This window comes from Pseudomonas sp. KBN12P06040 (genome assembly GCF_037574965.1).
Taxonomy (GTDB): Bacteria; Pseudomonadota; Gammaproteobacteria; order Pseudomonadales; family Pseudomonadaceae; genus Pseudomonas; species Pseudomonas aeruginosa.
Genome location: NZ_JBBELS010000001.1, coordinates 4,884,810 through 4,902,655, shown reverse-complemented (window position 1 = coordinate 4,902,655; position 17,846 = coordinate 4,884,810). Strand labels below are relative to the sequence as shown.

The window sequence follows — 17,846 nt, the reverse complement described above, 5'->3', positions numbered from 1 at the left end:
GCGCATGAACCAGAACTTCGTGGCGCTGACCCAGCATCCCGGCGAACTCGACTGGTTGCAGAACAGCCTGGCGTCCGCCGGCCAGGTGGTACCCGCAGGCAGCGCCAGCCTGGAGGAGTTGCTGGCGCTGCTCGACGTCACCGCCGCCGGGGTGCTGTTCATCAGCCTCGGCAAGAGCAACCTGGTGTCCCAGGGCGCGCTGGTCGAGGGATTGGTATCGGCGCGGCCGATGCTCTCGGTGGTGGCCATCGGCGACGGCCTGGACAACCAGTTGGTGCTGGCGGCGATGCGCGCCGGCGCGCGCGACTTCATCACCTACGGCGCCCGCGCCAGCGAGCTGACCGGGCTGATCCGGCGCCTCGGCGGACGCCTGCCCAGCGTGCCGGTGAGCGCGGCGCGCCAGGGCGAGCTGCTGACCCTGGTCAGCGCCCGACCGGACGCCGACGGCGCCTTCGTCGCCTTGCACCTGGCCAAGGCGTTGCAGGAGCAGACGCCGAACCAGGTCCTGCTGCTGGACGTCGGCCAGCCCACCGGCGAGGCGCTGGCGATCCTCGGCCTGGACTCGGCCTTCACCTTCAGCGACGCCTTGCGCAACCTGCGGCGCCTCGACCAGACCCTGATCGACAGCGCCTTCACCCGCCTCGACAGCGGCCTGCGGATACTCAGCCTGACCGACGAGCCCGGCGTGCTGGAGCGAGTCACCACCGCCGAACTCTATCTGTTGCTGGGCAACCTGCGCGGGGCGTTCAGCCATGTGGTGGTCAACCTCACCGGGCTGCCCGAGGGCGAGCTGAGCAACCAGTTGCTGGTGCAGGCCAACCGCGTGCTGTGGATGGTCGACCAGAGCGTGCCGTCCTGCAAGAAGGGCCTGGAGCGCCTGCGCCGCCTGCGCGAGCGCAACCTGCCGTTGCCCTCCATCGAGTTGCTGATCGAGCGCTACCTGCCCAATGTGGCGCCGGACCAGCAGGCCCTCAGCCGGATGTTCGACCTCGATCTGTTCGGTGTCCTGCCGTTGTCCCCGGAATCGCGCCTGCGCGCGAAGAACCTCGGCAAGAGCCTGTTCGAGGTGGCGCCGCGCGACCCATTGGCGGCCAAGCTGCGGCAACTGGCGGACAGCCTGTGCGTGACACGTGGCGAGCGCCGTTCGCTGCTGTCCTGGCTCGGCCGGGCCAAGGCGGCGCTGCTATGAGCACGGGATTCGGCGCGCGTCCTGACGGCGGTGCCTTCCACTACCGCCAGGAGCAGGACATCCAGGCGCTGAAGCTGCGCCTGCACCGCTACATCATCGACGAGATCGACGAAGACGGCATGAACCTGCTGGAGGGCGCGCGCTCCGCCGTGGTCCAGTACGTCTCGGAAAAGGTCTGCGAATACGGCTCGCGCCATCAACTGGCGATCTCCCGCTACGAACTGGACCGCCTGGCCGAAGAGGTGGTCGACGAACTCACCGGCTTCGGCCCGCTGGAGATCCTCCTGCGCGATCCCGGCGTCTCGGAAATCCTCGTCAACGGACCGGGCCGGGTGTTCGTCGAGCGGGAAGGGCGGCTCTACCAGAGCGACCTGCGCTTCATCGACGACCACCATGTACTGCGGGTGATCCAGCGTATCCTCGCGCCCCTCGGCCGACGCCTGGACGAGTCCAGCCCGATGGTCGACGCGCGCCTGCCGGACGGCAGCCGGGTCAACGCGATCATTCCCCCGGTGGCGCTGGACGGGCCGTGCATCTCGATCCGCAAGTTCAGCCAGGAGCTGCTGCGCAGTGCCGACCTGCTGGCCTACCAGAGCGTCGACGAAGCCTTGCTCGAGTTCCTCCGCCAGGCGGTCTCGCGCCGCTGCAACATCCTCATCAGCGGCGGCACCGGCACCGGCAAGACCACCTTGCTCAACGTCATCAGCGGCTTCATCGACGAACGCGAGCGGATCGTCACCATCGAGGACACCGCCGAGCTGCAACTCGGCCACGACCACGTGGTGCGCCTGGAGACCCGTCCGCCGAACGCCGAGGGCTACGGCGAGGTGACCGCCCGCGACCTGATCCGCAACGCCCTGCGGATGCGCCCGGACCGGATCATCCTCGGCGAGATCCGCGGCGTCGAGGTGCTCGACGTGCTGCAGGCGATGAACACCGGCCACGACGGCTCGATGAGCACGGTGCACGCCAACTCGGCGATGGATTCGCTGCTGCGCATGGAGATGCTGGTCGGCCTGACCGGCAACAGGCTGCCGGAGCAGACCTTGCGCCTGATGATCTGCGCCGCGCTGGACGTGGTGGTGCAGATCACCCGCCTGGCCAGCGGTCGGCGTTGCATCAGCGAAGTGCTGGAGGTGCTGGAGGTGCGCGACGGCGTGTACGTCACCAATACCCTGTTCAGTCTCGACCGGCGTGGCAGCGGGCAGTTCGTCCGCCAGGCCGCGCCGGTCGGGCAGAAATTCCGCCAGGCGCTGCTGTGAACGGCGCGCAACTGTTGGTGCTGTTCAGCGGCGTGCTGGCTTTCGCCGCGCTGGCTCTGGCGTTCATGGGCTGGCGCGCCGGGCGCAACGAACTGGTGGTTGAACGGCTGCTGGGACGCCAGGAGGCGGTCGCGGTGCGGCCGCGCAGCAGTCACTGGCTGGCTCGCCAGATGCGTCGCGCCGGTATCCAGCGCCCGCGCCCGTGGTTGTTCGGGGCGGCAGTGCTCGCGCTGCTGCTGGTCTGGAGCGGATTGCGCCTGTTCGGCATCGTCGGTGCGCTAGGCGGCCTGCTACTGGCGGCGCTGTCCTGCCGCGTCGCCCTGGGCATGCTCTACCAGCGCCGCCTGAAGCGAATGATCCGGCAGATGCCGCGCTTCCTCGACCAGGTGGTGCGCAGCCTGCACGCCGGGCGCACGCTGGGCGACGCGCTGATGCAGGCGGTGGAGAACGCCGAGGAGCCGCTGCGCGACATCTTCACCCTGGCGCGCAACCACGTGCTTCTCGGCATCCACCTGCCGGAGGCGTTGCAGGAAGTCGCCGAACTCTACGAGGTGGAGGAACTGCGCATCCTCGCCCTGGGTGTCTCGGTCAACCACCGTTATGGCGGCAATACCAGCGACCTGCTGGACAGCATCGTCAAGCTCATCCACGAACGCGAGAAGCTCAGCCGGCAGTTGCACGCGATGACCGGCGAGACACGGATCAGCGCCTATGTCCTGGCCGGCGTGCCGAGCGCCCTGGGCGGCTACATCCTGGCGAGCAACCCGGGCTATCTGCTGAACATGTGGGCCGACGGCACCGGGCGTTTCCTGCTGCTGGCCTCGCTCGGGCTGCAACTGCTCGGCTGCTATGCGCTGTGGCGCATGCTCAAGAGCGTCTAGGAGGTGGCCATGCAGGCACAGTGGCTGATTTTCGCGGCGCTCCTGATGTCGGTCGGCGGTGCCTTGTTGCTGTTGCTCCAGGCGCGCAACGGCAGCCGCGAGCAGCGCCTGATCGAGAGGCGCCTGGGAGCGCTGGCCAACCCTGGCGGCTCGACCAGGTGGCTGGCCGGCATGACCGAGCGGATGGACGACAGCTTCTGGGTGCGGCGCCTGCAACTTATGGACAGCGAGGCCCGCCAGTTGCTGCAACAGGCCGGCTGGCACGAGAGTCGCTACCGGACCCTGTACCTGATCTCGGTGTTTCTCACGCCGCTGCTGTTCGTTCTCCTGGTCTTGCTGGTCAAGCTGCTGCGCGCCGAGAGCGAGGCGTCCTACGCGGTGCCGCTGCTGTTCGCCGCCGGCATCGGTTTCCTCCTGCCCAAGCAGGTGCTCAAGCACTTCGCCAAGGCGCGCCGGGCGCTGATCGCCGACGAGATGATCCTGTTCGTACAACTGATCCGCATCCTCTTCGATGCCGGTCTGACCGTGGAGCAGACGCTGCGCGTGGTCTGCCTGGAAGGCCGCGGGATCACCCCGCAACTGGCCCGCGAGCTGGACCTGGCGCTGACCCGTGCCGACAACGGCATCGACCTGGCGGAAGAGCTGGAGGCGCTTGCCCGGCGCCTGCAGGTGGACCCGCTGAACGACTGCTGCGGCGTGCTACGGCAGATGTTGCGCCAGGGCGGCAGTGCGCGCAGCACCCTGCTGACGCTCAAGCAACTGTTCGAAGACCGGCGCCTGACCACCTTGCAGGAACGCATCGGCAAGCTGTCGGCGAAGATGAGCCTGGTGATGATGGTGCTGCTGTTCCCGGCGCTGCTGATCGTCCTCGCCGGTCCGGGCGTCATCGCCATCACCAAGGCCTTGGGAGGACTGGGATGAAAGCACTGATCGGCATCGGCCTGTGCGCCGCCCTGCTCGGCGGTTGCGCCGCGCTGCCGGGGCGGGACGGCCCACGGGAGTGTTCGCAGCAGCTCGGCCAGGAGCAGGAACTGCAGATGAACATGGTCCGCGACATGATCCGCGAGGGCCGCCTGCATGCGGCCCTGGCCAACCTGGAAAGCATGCCGCCGGGCTTGCTCGACGTGCGCGAGGAAAGGGCGCTGATCCTGCGCCGGATCGGCGACCCGCGGGCCAGGGCCGAGTACCAGGCCCTGCTGGAAACCTGCAAGGCACCCGAGGCGCACCACGGCCTCGGCCTGCTCGCCCTGCGCAGTGGCGACAGCGCCCGGGCGGTCCTCGAGCTGCGCGAGGCGGCGCGCCTGCGGCCGACCGAGAGCCGCTTCCGCAACGACCTGGGGGTCGCCCTGCTCAAGCGCGGCGACCGTGTCGGCGCGCGCTTCGAATTCATCACTGCGCTGGAGTTGCAGCAGGGCGGCAAGCTGCCGGCGACCAACCTGCTCGGCCTGCTGTACCTGCAAGGCGACCGGGAAGATGCGCAGCGCCTGATCGAGCGTTTGCAGCTGGATGCCCGGGACATCCGCGCGGCCGAGGCGCGGGCGCGCAGCTGGGGTGCCGTACCGACACCCGGCGCGGCGCCGGCAAGCGACGACCCGCTGGCGGAACGGCCGGCGGAGGCGAATATGCATACCGCGATGGCCAACGAGGCGCCCTGAGCCGGCGCCGGAGAGGTGAACCATGCACGAGCGAATCCTGTTCGGCGTCTTGCTGCTCCTGTCCGGCCCGGCCTGGGCCGCGGACACGCCGGCGGTCCGTCCCGCCGCGCCAGCGACGGCCGAACCGCAGACCGCCACCCGCGCCTGGCTGGCCATCCAGGCGAGCGGCCGGGCCGCCAGCCCGGTCCGGCAAAGCGCGACCGCCGCCGAGCGCCAGCGCTCCTACCAGCGCTACCTGAAAAGCTATGAGCACGAGATTCCCGAGTACCTGCTGGAAGATCGCGGCTTCGGCGAGAGCAAGAACTGACGGTTCCTGGCGGAGGGGCAGGGCATGAACGGATGGCCTGCAAGACAGCGTGGGGCGATCGGCATCCTGGCGGCGACCACCCTGCTGCTGGCCTTGATCTGCCTGTTGCTGGTGGTGGATACCGGGCGGCTCTACCTGGAGCAGCGCAACCTGCAGCGAGTGGCGGACGTGGCGGCGCTGGAGAGTGCCTCCCAGGGAGCCTTGTGCGGCGACCAGAGTTCTGCACAGGCGACGTCTTTCGCCAAGGCCAGCGCGATGCTCAACGGGTTCGATGCGGACGCCGCCGGCTCCAGCCTGTCGGCGGAGGTCGGCGGCGTGCTGAGTGCCGGCGGCCTGCGCAGTTTCATAGCCAGCGCGTCGAACGCGGCTGCCGCCAACGAGGCGGTGCATGTCGAGGTGACCAAGAGCGTTCCCGGCAGCCTGGTCGCCAACCTCGGGGGACTGTTCGGCGGCGGCAATGCCAACGTCGATCTCCGCGCAGAGGCCGTGGCGCGACGCCTGCCGAACGCCACGATTTCCGCAGGTACGGGGCTGGCCAGCGTGAACAGTGGCCAATCGGCGTTGCTCAACCCCATCTTGAGCGGATTGCTGGGCACCCACATCGATCTCTCCGCGGCGGCCTACAACGGTATCGCCGACGCGAAGCTCAGTGTGCTGGACATTCTCGGCGCGGATGGAATGGGCTTGATCGGGGTCGATACCAGCCTGGGGACCATCGAACAGTTGTTGAATACCAACGTCGGCTTGCAGCAGGTACTCGCCGCCAGCGTGAACGTCCTGGCGAAGAACGGCGTAGCCTCGGTCGAGGCCCTGAGAACGCAATTGGTGGGGGTAAAGTCGGCCACGTTGAAACTGGGAGACTTGCTGGGGCTGAGCGCCGGCGAGGTGAACAGCATGTCGCAGCTGGATACGGCGATCAATGCGCTGGATCTCATCATGGCGGTTGCCCAGGTCGCCAACAAGAATTCCGCGGTCGCCGTGAACCTGGGCATCCCCGGATTGGCCAATGCACGGCTCACGGTCGTAGAGCCGAAGAGGATCGTCTCCGGGCCGCCAGGGCAGGATGAGAGCGGTGCCTGGCGCACGGAGGTGCGCCAGTCCCAGGTACGACTTACGGCGGACATCGATTCCGGGTTCCTGTCCATTCTCGCCACCACGAAACTGCAACTGGCCATCGAAGGCGCGTCGGGAGCCGTCTGGCTGAAAAGCATGGCCTGTACCCGCCCGGATACCGCGTTGGACTTCGGTTGGAGAAGCAGCGGAGCGACGATAAAGATCGGCAGTCCGGCCAACATCGATCAGGTCGGCTCGATTCTGGTGCTTGGCGGCTTGGTGCGATTGGATCTCAAGCTCGATACCTCGATCGCCGGCAGCTCGGGCGATACGCGATTCAACGTGAAAGCCGACGGTTCCGATCTCGTCCAGAGCCGCAGGTTGCCGGAAAGCGGCTTTCTCGCCAGTACCCTGAAAACCAGCATCAACGTCAATCCCGTGGTGCTCGGACTGTGCTTGCCTTTGCTGTGCGGCTCGACGGCGCTCACCGACCTCATCGTGAATTCCGTGGTGGCACCTCTGGTCGATGGGCTGCTGACGCCGATCCTGAATCTGGTCCTGCCCTTGCTGGGGGTACAACTTGGATACATCGACGCGGAGATTCTGAAGGTCGATGTCGGCAGGGCGGAACTGCTGATCTAGCAGGTCTGCCGGGCCATCGCGCCTGTCAGTGCACCACCGCTCCGCTGCCCTGCTGCATCGCCGCAGGCGACAGGGCCAGCGCCAGCTGTGTGCGGTTGTGCATATGCATCAGGCGCAGCACCTGGGAGACGTACAGCTTCACCGTGTTCTCGGTGATGCCCAGTTCGTAGGCGATCTGGTAGTTGGTCAGGCCCTTGCTCACCAGCCGCGCCACCGCCTGCTGGCGGGGCGACAGCTTGCCGAACAGCGGATTGCTCGGGGACACCTGGCTTTCCGCGACCGACGCCGGCGGCGCGGACGGCTGGCTGTCTTCGCTCTTGAGGGCACTCGGCTGGCTGTTGCCGTGTACCTCGTACTTGATCTTGTGGATGTCGCGGTAGATCGAGTTCAGCGATTCGGCGAGGTATTCCAGGCGCTGGTTGACGTGGCTCAGGCTCAACTGGCTGCGGACGCGCTCGTGCAGGCGGTTCTCCAGGCGTTCGAGGCCATGCAGCAGTTCCTGCGGCGCCACCGGTTTCTGGTAGTAGTCGGCGGCGCCGACCCGCATGGCCTCGATCACTTCCTGGCGGCCATCGTGACCGGTGAGGATGATCGATTCGAAGAACCTGCCGTTGCCGGCGACTTCCTTGAGGCTCTCGATCAGGCGGATACCGTTGTCCTGCCCCAGGTAGAGGTCGCAGATGACCAGGCCGATGTTCGGGTCGGCCTGGAAGCTGGCGATCGCCGACTCCCGGTGGGTGCTGGTTACGCAACGGTAGCCACTGTTTTCCAGCAGTTCGCGGAGTTCCGAGGTCACCTGGGGTTCATCATCGATGATCAAGACGCTGAAATGCCGCGAGGCCGGTTTGTCCATGGTCATACGCTCCATTTGCTTATTTTGTTTTTAACAGGGGACGTGCATTGGAATGCAGCCATACCGAATGGTATTAGCCATAAGCATATAGTCGCTAAGTGAGGTCTTCCGCAAGTTTACTCAGATAATTTTACTGATAATCAGATGTGCCAAAAGGCCGGCGCTCATGGCGAATATAAAAGGGAATGACTTGTTTTTTGACGGTGCCCTTCGAAGGCGAACTTCTTCATTCATTGCGGACTTTTCTACCGAACGTTTGAATAACTTTACGAGGATGAATAGCGCGATGCACAGCAGGCAGCCGAAGGCCAGGCTATAGAGCACCGTAAGTGGGTCGCTGGCCAGCCCCAGTGCGGCCAGGTACTTGACGTCGGCGGCGCCGAGCCTGCCGAGAAGGTAGCCGGGAAGGCTGAGGCAGACGCCTATAAAAAGTGCGGTCATTGCCATATTAACCGTAGCGCCGGTCAGGCTTGACTCTTTCACATATAAATAAACAAAGGAAATAAGAAAACCGCCCAGGATAAGCCAGTTGGAGACGCGCAAACGTTTGATGTCCTGATATCCGCAAACGCTTGCCCACAAGGCCAGTGCTAATTGCTCCATCCTGTTCTTCAGCCTTTTTTCGACATCTGGATTAATACCTTTTCAGTAACGTTGGCGGAGCGAATGACGACTAGTATTAAGGATGCGGATCGGGGATGTCAGCTCATGCTCGGAAAAGCTTCCCGGCGACGCCAGCACGGCGCCGTCGCCATCGAATTCACAGCGATCTTCCTGCTGTTTTTCGCGCTGGTCTACGGCCTGATCAGCTACAGCATTCCTTTGCTCATGTTGCAGTCGTTCAACGATGCCGCTGCCGTGGGGGCTCGTGCGGCGATCGCTGTCGATCCCTCCGATGCGGGCTACGAGAGCCTCGCCGAAGCCCGTGCCAGGGACGAGTTGCTCGCACGCCTGGACTGGATGCCGGCGGCCTGGCGAGCGAACCTCCAGCCTTGTGCCGGTAACGGCCAGTACGCCGACTACGTCAGCGCCACGTCGCGGATCGAGGTCTGCGTGCAGTACCCGTACGGCGATCCGGGCAAGGCGATCATCCCCGTGCTGAGCTTCCCCGGCATCGGCGCGATTCCCAACCTGCCGCAGACGCTGAAGGCGAGTGCCAACCTGTTGCTGTGAGGTGGTCGCATGTTCGAATTTTCCCGCTCGTCGTCCGCCGAGGCCGAGAGGCCGGAACCCTTTTCGCAGGAAGGCCCCTCCCTCTGGAGCGCTTCGCTGAGGAGTTGGGACCTGTGTTTCGAGATGGACGAACAGGACCGCGTGATCCGGGTCGGCGGGCGGCAGGCGTATCGTCTGCAGTGCGCCCATGGGCTTGGCGAACAGCCGCGGCCTTTCGCCGAGTATCTGGAGCGGCGCGCCCCCGGTGCGCCGACGCTGGCCGGCCTGCGCCGGGGCGAGCGTCTCGACCTGACGCTGCGCAGCGATGCCGCCGCGCCATTGACCTGTCGTTTCCAGCCGATGCAGCCGCTCGACGGCCTGGGACGCTCGCTGCTGCTGGGCATGGACATCTCCGACCTCAACTGGCAGTCCGACAGCCAGCAGCACCAGTTGCAGAGCCTGAGCCTGGGCAAGCTGATCCTTTCGCGTCTGCGCCATGTCTCCCACGGGCACCTGGCGGAGGCAGTCCAGGAGATTCTCGAATCGCTCTCCGGCGCGTTCCAGATGCAGGCTATCGCCCTGCTGCTGGGCGACGGCAAGGGTTTCTGCACGGTCTTCGCCAGTCATGTGCGGCCTGGCAGCGACAGTTTGCTGCGACCGACCCTGCAACTCGCCGACGACGACCTGCGCGAAGGGGCGGGCGCGCGCTTGCTACGCCGTGGCGAAGGCGCCTCGACGCTGCTCCGGCAGATCGGCGAGGACGCGCTCTACCTGGTGCCGGCGGCGATGCGCGGTGGCCGCCTGGGGGCATTGCTGGTGCGGCCGATGTCGCTGGAGCAGCTCGCCCAGGGGCCCGCGCCGCAGGACTGGCAATACCTCGCGGAACTGCTGGCGAACCAGGTGGCGGACCGCTGCGAACTCCACGAGCAGCACGACAGTTCGCGCAAGCTGGGGCTGTTGCAGGAGATGATCGGCGGCGGCTGGTGGCGTTACTGGGCGGAGCAGGAACTCTTCGAACTGGCGCCGGCCTTGCACGACAGCCTGGGGTTGACCGGCGAGTATCGTCGGGTGCCGCTGGAACACCTGCAGGGCCTGCTGCAACCGGCGGACGCTGACGAGCTCGGCCTGCGCCTGCGTGCCAGCCTGCGCAGCGGCCAGGCGCTGGCCCAGGACCTTTGCCTGCGTCAGCCGGATAGCCGCGGCGAGCGCCGCTGGCTGCGCATCGAGGGCCGGCTGCTGGGACGCGGCAGCGCGCTGGGGCTGTCCGGCGTGCTGCTCGACATCAGCGAAGGCCGGCGCCAGGAGGAACGGGCACAGGCGGCCCACGCGCGGCTGCGCAGCCTGATCGACAGCGCGCCGGTGGTGATCTACGTCCAGCGGGTCGAGCAGGGGCACCTGGTGCCGGAGTTCTACAGCGAAAGCGCGAGCAACCTGCTCGGCCTCGACTTGCAGGGACAGAGTTGGCAGGCGCTCGCCGAACGGGTGCATCCGGACGACCTGGAGGCCTTTTTCGCCCGTGGCCGCGAGTTGCTTCGCGAGGGCCGGGTGAAGACCCGCTATCGCCTCGCCGATGGCCAGGGCAACTGGCACTGGCTCTACGACGAAGCCAAGCTGCTGCACGATGCCCAGGGCCTGCCCAGCGAGGCGGTGGGCCTGTGGCTGGACGTGACCGAGCAGCACCTGGCGGCACAGCGTATCGCCGAGAGCGAGGAACGCTACCGGGTCCTGGTGGAGGATTCGCCGGCGCTGATCTGTCGCTATACCGCCGACCTGGTGCTGACCTACGTGAACCGGACCTTCGCCGATAGCCTCGCGACCAGCCCGGAGCGCCTGGTCGGTCGCCGGCTCGACGAGTGGCTGGCGGCGGAAGACGCCAGCGCCTTGCGCGCGCGTCTGCTGGGCTCGCCGCGGGAGGGCGCCAGCGAGGTGCCGGAGCTGCGCTTCAACCTGCCGGGGCAACGTTTTCTCTGGCTGGTGTGGGCCGAGCGGCCGTTGTTCGACGCCCGTGGCGAATTGTGCGAGGTACAGGCGGTGGGGCGCGACAACACGCCGGTGCGCCGGGCCCAGCAGCAACTGGCGCAAGGCGCCAAGATGGCCAGCCTGGGGGAGATGGTCAGCGGCCTCGCCCACGAGGTGAAGCAGCCGCTGCACGTGCTGCGCATGACCCTCTTCAACATGCGCCAGCGGATGAACAGCGTCGGCCTCGACGGCGACTACCTGGGCGAGAAACTGGAGCGCATGGATGCCCAGGTCCTGCGCGTCGACCGCCTGGTCAGCCACCTCGGCGTGTTCAGCCGCAAGTCGGCGCTGGAGGCGCTGCCGTTCGACCCCTATACCGCCTTCGAAGGCGCCCTGGGCCTGCTCGGCGAGGGGCTGCGTCAGCACGCCATCGAGGTGGAGTGCCCGGCGCCGACGCAGCGGATGGTGGTGCGAGGGCAGGCGGACCAGTTGGAGCAGGTGATCATCAACCTGCTCGCCAACGCCCGCGATGCCCTTCTCGGCAATCCCGGCCTGGCCAGCCGGCGCGTTCGCCTGGAGCAGGTGGCCTGCCGCGAACCGGGCTGGGTCGAATTGCACGTGCACGACAACGGCGGCGGGATCGAACCGCTCCTGCTGGAGCGGATATTCGAACCCTTCTTCACCACCAAGGCGGAGGGCAAGGGTACCGGCCTGGGTCTCTCGGTCAGCCACGATCTGGTGCGCAACATGGGCGGTAGCCTGACGGCGGCCAACCAGGGGGAGGGCGCGTTGTTCGTGGTTCGCTTGCCGCTGGCGGCGCTGCCCGCCGAGGCGGGCGGATGACGTCGGTGGGAGCGCGGCAAAAAAACGCCTGCGGACAAGCAGGCGTTTTTTCAACCGGCGAGGCGGCTCAGATGAATTGCGAGGCCAGCCAGAACAGGCCGGCGGACAGCGCCATCGAAGTCGGCAGGGTGAGCACCCAGGCCATCAGGATGTTGCGCACGGTGCCGCCGTGCAGGCCGCTCTTGTTCGCCACCATGGTCCCGGCCACGCCGGAGGACAGTACATGGGTGGTGGACACCGGCAGGCTGTAGATGTTGGCCATGCCGATGGCGGCGGCGGCGGTGATCTGCGCGCTCATGCCCTGGGCGTAGGTCATGCCCTGCTTGCCGATCTTCTCGCCGACGGTGAGCACTACGCGCTTCCAGCCGACCATGGTGCCGATGCCGAGAGCCAGGGCCACCGCGATGATGACCCAGAACGGCGCGTATTCGGTGGTCGCGGTCAGGTCCTTGCGTAGCTTCTCGAGGTCGGCCTTCTCCCGCGCCGGCAGGTCGGATAGCTTGCCGACCTTCTTCGCGGTGTCGTCCAGGCACAGCAGGTAGCGACGCACCTGCACGCGCTCGTCGGCGTCCAGGTCGTTGTAGCTGGGCACGCCGCGCAGGTCGCGAAGCAGCGCGTTGATGGTCGGCTCGGTCTGTTTCGGATCGCAGCGGTAGAACTGCGGCATCTCGCTGCCATTGCTCTTGCCCAGGGCCAGCATGTCGCCGAGGGTATCGGTGTGGCGCTGGTAGAACTGGCTGAGGTGCAGGGCGGCGTCGCGGGTGCGCTCGATCTGGTAGGTGGTGCTGTTCAGGTCGAGGACGAACTTGGCCGGGACGATGCCGATCAGTACCAGCATGATCAGGCCGATACCCTTCTGGCCGTCGTTGGAGCCATGGACGAAGCTTACCGCCATGGCGGAAAGCACCAGCACCAGGCGGTTCCAGAACGGCGGGTGCTTCTTCTCGTCGAGTTCGCGACGGGTTTCCGGGGTCTTGTGCATCTTCGACAGCGGACGCCACCACTTCAGTCCGAGCAGGACCAGCGCGGCGACCATGAAGCCGGCCAGCGGCGAGAAGATCAGCGACAGGCCGATGTCGATCGCCTTCTGCCAGTTGATCCCTTCGGCCAGCGGCACGTCGGTGATCAGCGCATTGGCCAGGCCGACGCCGAGGATCGAGCCGATCAGGGTGTGCGAGCTGGAGGCCGGGATGCCGAAGTACCAGGTGCCGAGGTTCCAGGCGATGGCGGCGGCGAGCAGGGAGAAGACCATCGCCAGGCCATGGCCGGTGTTCACGTTGATCAGCAGTTCCACCGGCAGCAGGTGAACGATGGCGTAGGCTACGCCGACACCGCCGAGCAGCACGCCGAGGAAGTTGAACACACCGGAGAGCATCACCGCCCGGTAGGGGGACATCGCTTTGGTGTAGATGACGGTGGCCACCGCGTTGGCAGTGTCGTGGAAGCCGTTGATGAACTCGAAGGTGAGGACGAAGGCCAGGGCCAGCACCAGGCTGATACCCACCCAGGCATCGAGCCCGCTGAAAAGATCGAACATGTGAGAAACCGGTCAGAGACGGGGCGGCGATTATGCCAGATGCGTTTTTATCCGTCTGGAACTCCGGAAGGTTGCCATTGTCGCGGGCAACGCCCCGTCGCATCGGGCTTTGCGGGAAAAACGAAACAGATTGAAACGCTTCGTTATCCGTCGCTCTCCTGTCGGTTGGAGGTAAATGGAATGGGGTTCGCTGCTTCCTGCCCGGCCTTGAGACGCTCTTCTTCGATCTTCTGCAGTTCTCTGTCGAACGCCTGATCCTGAACGGTTGGGCGCTTGCGCCAGGGCTTGCGGTCGGGTTCCGGCTGGGCGGCATAAAGCGTCACTTCGCCGCCGTACACGTCCTTGTAACGCTGTTCCTCGCGCGCCAGCGCGGCACGCAATTCGTCTTTCGTCACGGGTGGTCCTGAGTCCAAAAAGAGCGGGCCCGATAGCGACCAGGCTGGGCGGAAGCGGGGTCCGGCCAGCGCCGGTTGGGAGTCTAGTCGACCGCTACCGGCTGTAAATGGGCGCGGAATTATAACGTGGGCTCCGGGCTTGTCATACGGTGTCGGCCGACGGACGGCAGGACGGAAATTCTTCGAGCGACCCCTGGAAATGCGGCGAAGCCCCCATGGATCAAGGCCTGGCCGACGCGTCCGGGGTGTTCTCCGCCTTTCGTCGCGGCCTGCGCTAGTCGAATGCCAGCCATTGGCCATACCACTAAGGAACGATGGCGGCGCTTCCGGGGGCGGGCTACAAACCGGACTACAAGTCAAATAAAGAAGCCCCGCCGTCGCCCGTCCGACCCCAGGGTCATGACGCAACGCCCCGGAGGCCGGAGATTTACTCATGCAGCCCGCTCGTTCCCGCATCCTCTTCGTCTGCCTGTTGCAGAGCCTGGCCCTGGTTCTCCTGCTGGTCGGCGCCCGGCATGGCTGGCTGCCGCTGTACCTGGCCCTGCCGCTCGGCGTGGCGCTGCTCTGGTTGCCCTGGCTGCTTCCCGGCAACCGCACGGCGGTGGCGACCGTCGGCGAGCCCGACATCGCCCGGCTGGCTCGCGACCTGTCCCATAACACCAGCCAGAACGCCTTGTCGGCCGCCGGCGTGGCGTTCTCGGTGAAGCGCCTGGCGGAGAAGCTGCAATCCCAGCTCGACGCCGCCGAACAGATCGTCGGCAGCGCCGAAGTGATGATCCACACCGAGCGCGCCACCTCCAATCTGGCGCGCCAGGCCATGGACGCCGCCACCCGGGCGCGCGCCGGCAGCGACGAGGGCCAGGTGCTGCTGGCCTCGACCATCGAGCGCATGCATCGGCTCAGCGAGCGGATGGGCGCCAGCCGCGAGGCGATCGAGGCGCTGAACCAGCGCAGCGAGGACATCCAGCGGGTCACCCTGGTGATCCAGGGCATCGCCAGCCAGACCAACCTGCTGGCCCTCAACGCGGCCATCGAGGCGGCCCGCGCCGGCGAGCATGGGCGCGGCTTCGCGGTGGTTGCCGAAGAGGTGCGCGGCCTGGCCGGACGTACCGCCGAGGCCACCGAGGAAGTCGGCCAGATGGTCGCCGAGATCCAGCGCCAGACCAGCGAGGTGGTCGAGCAGATCCGCCAGCTTTCCGAAGAGTTGGGCGAAGGGGTCGGCCAGGTCGAGCTGACCGGTCGGCAACTGGAAGGCATTGCCGAACTGGCGGCCGGGGTGGAGAGCCAGATTACCGAGATCGCCCAGGGCGCCGAGATCAACCGCAGCCAACTCGCCAGCCTGTTCGCCGCGGTCGAGCAAGTGCGCGGCGACCTCAGCGCCAGCGAGGAACAGACCCTGCGCCTCGGCGAAGCCGCCAGCCAGTTGGAGAACCAGGCCGAGGTGATCAGCGAGCGCCTCGCCGAGGTCAGCCTGGACGCCTACCACCAGTCGGTCTACGACCTCGCCCGGGAGGGCGCGGCGGCTATCGCCGCTCGCTTCGAGGAGGACGTGCGCAGCGGGCGCATCGACCTCGACGACCTGTTCGACCGCAGCTACCAGCCGTTGCCCAATACCCAGCCGACCAAGTACCGGACCCGCTTCGACAGCTACACCGACCAGGTCCTGCCGGGCATCCAGGAGCAGTTGCTGGAGCGCAACCGCAACCTGGTGTTCGCCATCGCCTGTACCCCCGAAGGCTACGTGCCCACCCACAATCGCGCCTTCGCCCATCCGCCCAGCGGCGACCCGCAGACGGACGCGTTGCGCAGCCGCAGCAAGCGCCTGTTCAACGACCGCACCGGGATTCGCTGCGGCAGCCACCAGCAGCCGCTGTTGCTACAGACCTACACCCGTGACACCGGCGAGCTGATGCACGATCTTTCGGTGCCGATCTTCATCCACGGCAAGCACTGGGGCGGCCTGCGCCTCGGCTATCGGCCGGAGGGCGCGGAGCCGGGCAAGGCGGCCGCGCCGGCGGCGCAGGGGCTGAGCCTGGCCTTGAACGGCTAGCCGGCTGCGGCGATCAGGCCGCCGGCCACGGCGCAGGCGAGCACCACTTGCCAGGGCGGCGTCTTCCAGGCGAGCAGGGCCAGCAGGGCGAAGAGCAGCAGGGCGAAGTCGGCCGGGCGCAGGATGCCTTCGGTCCAGAGCGGCTGGTACAGCGCCGCCAGCAGCAGGCCGACCACCGCCGCGTTGACCCCGGCCAGCGTTGCCCGTACCCGCTGTTCGTGGCGCAGGCGTTCCCAGAATGGCAAGGCACCGGCGACCAGCAGGAACGACGGCAGGAAGATCGCCAGCAGGCACAGCAGCGCGCCGCTCCAGCCGTTCGGCGCCGGGCCCGAGGCTGCGCCGAGGAACGCGGCGAAGGTGAAGAGCGGGCCCGGTACCGCCTGGGCGGCCGCGTAGCCGGCGAGGAAGGTATCGCCGTCGACCCAGCCGTTGGGCACCACTTCCGCCTGTAGCAGCGGCAGCACCACATGGCCGCCGCCGAACACCAGCGAGCCGGCCCGGTAGAACGCATCGAGCAGGCGCAGCCAGTGTTCCGGCCAGAGGCGCGCGGCCAGCGGCAGGCAGACCAGCAGCACGGCGAACAGGGTGAGGAACAGCAGCGCGCCGCGGTAGCCAATGGCGATCGGCAGCCGCTCGTGGCCTTCCCCGGCTTCCGTTTTCAACAGGGCGAGGCCGGCCAGGCCGGCACCGGCGATCACCGCGACCTGGGCCCAGGCCGTGGGCCAGGCCAGCACGCTCGCGCAGGACAGCGCCATCAGCGCCAGGCGCGGGCGATCCGGACACAGGCTGCGGCCCATGCCCCAGACCGCCTGGGCCACCACCGCCACCGCGGCGATCTTCAGGCCATGCAGCACGCCCTCGGGCAACAGCGCGCCCCAGCGTCCCAGACCGAGAGCGAAGAGTACCAGCAGCAGCGCCGAGGGCAGGGTGAAACCGAGCCAGGCGGCGAGGGCGCCGGGGTAGCCGGCGCGGGCCAGGCCGAGGGCCATGCCAACCTGGCTGCTGGCGGGGCCGGGGAGGAACTGGCAGAGGGCGACCAGGTCGGCGTAGCTGCTTTCGCTCAGCCAGCCGCGGCGGCGGACGAACTCGTCGCGGAAATAGCCGAGGTGGGCGATGGGCCCGCCGAAGGCGCTGCAGCCCAGCTTGAGGAAGGCGAGGAACACCGCGAGGGCAGTGTCGGGATGGCGGCTGGCGGTTGGCATGCGAACTCCGGATGGCGGCTGCTGCGAGCATAGCCGCATCGCATGCACGGCGGGTTACAGCATCGGCATGTCCTGGGCGCGGCTGGCCAGGCGGTATTGTTCCGGCGTGGTGCCGGCCAGCCGGCGGAACATCGAGATGAACGCCGAGGGGCTGCTGTAGCCGAGGTCGAAGGCGATCTGCTGGATCCCCCTGCCGGCTTCCAGCGCCTCGATGGCCGCGAGGAAGCGCAGGCGTTGGCGCCATTCGCCGAAGGTCATGCCCAGTTCGCGCTGGCAGTGTCGGGCCAGGGTTCGCTCGGTGCTGTGCACCTGCTGCGCCCATTGCGCCAGCGAGCGGTTGTCGCCCGGCTCGGCCTGCAGTGCGTCGAGCACCTCGCGCAGCGCCGGGGTACGGCCGTAGGGCAGGTAGTCGTCGTGGGGCTGGGCGCATTCCAGCTGGTCCATGACGACCCGGGCCAGGCGCAGGTCCTGCGCCGAGGTCGGCAGGTTGACCCCGCGCTCGGCGAAGTCCGAGAGGATCGCCTTGAGGATCGCGCTGATCGCCAGGGTGCAGGGTGTCGCCGGCAGGCGTCGTGACAGCTCGGTGGAGAGGTACAGCGAGCGGTAGACGATGGCCTGGCTGTTGTAGCAGCTGTGCACCCGCTCCGGTGGTATCCATACCGCGTATTGCGGAGGCGAGAGGAAGCGCTGGCCGTCGATCTCCAGCTGCATCACGCCATGGGCTGCATAGTTGAGCTGGCCCCAGGCGTGGGTGTGCGGCGGCGAATGGGTGTCGGCGCCGAACTCGTCATAGCGGAAATAGACGTCGAAAGACTGCCCCTGGAGATCGGGAAGGCGCAGCAGGGTGGTGGTCGACATGTCCGAAC

16 protein-coding genes are annotated in these 17,846 nt (G+C 67.1%); 10 read left to right on the top strand and 6 right to left on the bottom strand.

What is annotated here, in order from left to right:
• The first annotated feature begins 4 nt into the window (after positions 1–4).
• Genes tadZ through tadG form a run of 7 tightly spaced genes read left to right on the top strand, consistent with a single transcriptional unit; the run spans position 5 to position 6,989 of the window.
• Positions 5–1,189 carry a type 4b pilus Flp biogenesis protein TadZ gene (gene tadZ, locus VQ067_RS23025; protein WP_003093855.1) on the top strand — a complete coding sequence of 395 codons (1,185 nt, stop codon included), beginning with the start codon at positions 5–7 and terminating at the stop codon, positions 1,187–1,189.
• Entirely contained in the window at positions 1,186–2,451 is a 1,266-nt protein-coding gene (tadA, locus tag VQ067_RS23020; RefSeq protein ID WP_003093851.1) for a type 4b pilus Flp biogenesis ATPase TadA, read from the top strand. Before tadZ ends, tadA begins: the two co-directional genes overlap by 4 nt.
• Entirely contained in the window at positions 2,448–3,332 is an 885-nt protein-coding gene (tadB, locus tag VQ067_RS23015; RefSeq protein WP_003093848.1) for a type 4b pilus Flp biogenesis protein TadB, read from the top strand. Before tadA ends, tadB begins: the two co-directional genes overlap by 4 nt.
• Positions 3,333–3,341: 9 nt before the next feature.
• Positions 3,342–4,253 (top strand): type 4b pilus Flp biogenesis protein TadC, encoded by a 912-nt coding sequence (tadC, locus tag VQ067_RS23010; protein ID WP_033991512.1) that lies wholly within the window; start codon positions 3,342–3,344, stop codon positions 4,251–4,253.
• Positions 4,250–4,987: a type 4b pilus Flp biogenesis protein TadD gene (tadD, locus tag VQ067_RS23005; RefSeq protein ID WP_033991511.1), complete on the top strand. Its 738-nt coding sequence runs from the start codon at positions 4,250–4,252 to the stop codon at positions 4,985–4,987. The genes tadC and tadD overlap by 4 nt, the downstream gene beginning before the upstream one ends.
• Positions 4,988–5,009: 22 nt before the next feature.
• Positions 5,010–5,294 carry a DUF3613 domain-containing protein gene (locus VQ067_RS23000; protein ID WP_033991510.1) on the top strand — a complete coding sequence of 95 codons (285 nt, stop codon included), beginning with the start codon at positions 5,010–5,012 and terminating at the stop codon, positions 5,292–5,294.
• Positions 5,295–5,318: 24 nt separating this feature from the next.
• The gene (tadG, locus tag VQ067_RS22995; protein ID WP_003141184.1) at positions 5,319–6,989 is read left to right on the top strand and encodes a type 4b pilus Flp biogenesis protein TadG; all 1,671 of its coding nucleotides are present in this window, start codon (positions 5,319–5,321) and stop codon (positions 6,987–6,989) included.
• A gap of 25 nt (positions 6,990–7,014) precedes the next feature.
• On the opposite strand, the gene pprB is transcribed toward tadG, so the two are convergent.
• Together pprB and fppA are read right to left on the bottom strand one after the other, a co-directional pair.
• On the bottom strand, positions 7,015–7,842 hold the full coding sequence (gene pprB / locus VQ067_RS22990; RefSeq protein ID WP_003103959.1) for a two-component response regulator PprB: 828 nt from the start codon (positions 7,840–7,842) through the stop codon (positions 7,015–7,017).
• Positions 7,843–7,962: 120 nt separating this feature from the next.
• Entirely contained in the window at positions 7,963–8,445 is a 483-nt protein-coding gene (gene fppA / locus VQ067_RS22985) for a type 4b pilus Flp prepilin peptidase (RefSeq protein WP_003110115.1), read from the bottom strand.
• A 63-nt stretch (positions 8,446–8,508) separates the two neighbouring features.
• Between fppA and VQ067_RS22980 the strand changes: the two genes are divergently transcribed.
• Positions 8,509–9,015 carry a TadE/TadG family type IV pilus assembly protein gene (locus VQ067_RS22980; protein WP_003120840.1) on the top strand — a complete coding sequence of 169 codons (507 nt, stop codon included), beginning with the start codon at positions 8,509–8,511 and terminating at the stop codon, positions 9,013–9,015.
• Positions 9,016–9,024: 9 nt separating this feature from the next.
• Complete coding sequence (gene pprA, locus VQ067_RS22975) at positions 9,025–11,796, top strand: two-component system sensor histidine kinase PprA (protein WP_033991509.1); 2,772 nt, start codon at positions 9,025–9,027, stop codon at positions 11,794–11,796.
• A gap of 67 nt (positions 11,797–11,863) precedes the next feature.
• On the opposite strand, the gene VQ067_RS22970 is transcribed toward pprA, so the two are convergent.
• Positions 11,864–13,333, bottom strand: coding sequence for an inorganic phosphate transporter (locus tag VQ067_RS22970; RefSeq protein ID WP_003093821.1), 1,470 nt, complete (start codon positions 13,331–13,333; stop codon positions 11,864–11,866).
• A gap of 143 nt (positions 13,334–13,476) precedes the next feature.
• Positions 13,477–13,728: a hypothetical protein gene (locus VQ067_RS22965; RefSeq protein ID WP_009315976.1), complete on the bottom strand. Its 252-nt coding sequence runs from the start codon at positions 13,726–13,728 to the stop codon at positions 13,477–13,479.
• A 433-nt stretch (positions 13,729–14,161) separates the two neighbouring features.
• Between VQ067_RS22965 and VQ067_RS22960 the strand changes: the two genes are divergently transcribed.
• Positions 14,162–15,778, top strand: coding sequence for a methyl-accepting chemotaxis protein (locus VQ067_RS22960; RefSeq protein WP_003093807.1), 1,617 nt, complete (start codon positions 14,162–14,164; stop codon positions 15,776–15,778).
• Here VQ067_RS22960 and chrA read toward each other — a convergent pair.
• Both chrA and VQ067_RS22950 read right to left on the bottom strand, forming a co-directional pair.
• Entirely contained in the window at positions 15,775–16,980 is a 1,206-nt protein-coding gene (gene chrA / locus VQ067_RS22955) for a chromate efflux transporter (RefSeq protein ID WP_003110111.1), read from the bottom strand. The two genes, VQ067_RS22960 and chrA, sit on opposite strands and share 4 nt — an antisense overlap.
• Before the next feature lie 54 nt (positions 16,981–17,034).
• Entirely contained in the window at positions 17,035–17,838 is an 804-nt protein-coding gene (locus VQ067_RS22950; protein ID WP_004364263.1) for an AraC family transcriptional regulator, read from the bottom strand.
• Positions 17,839–17,846 lie beyond the last annotated feature (8 nt).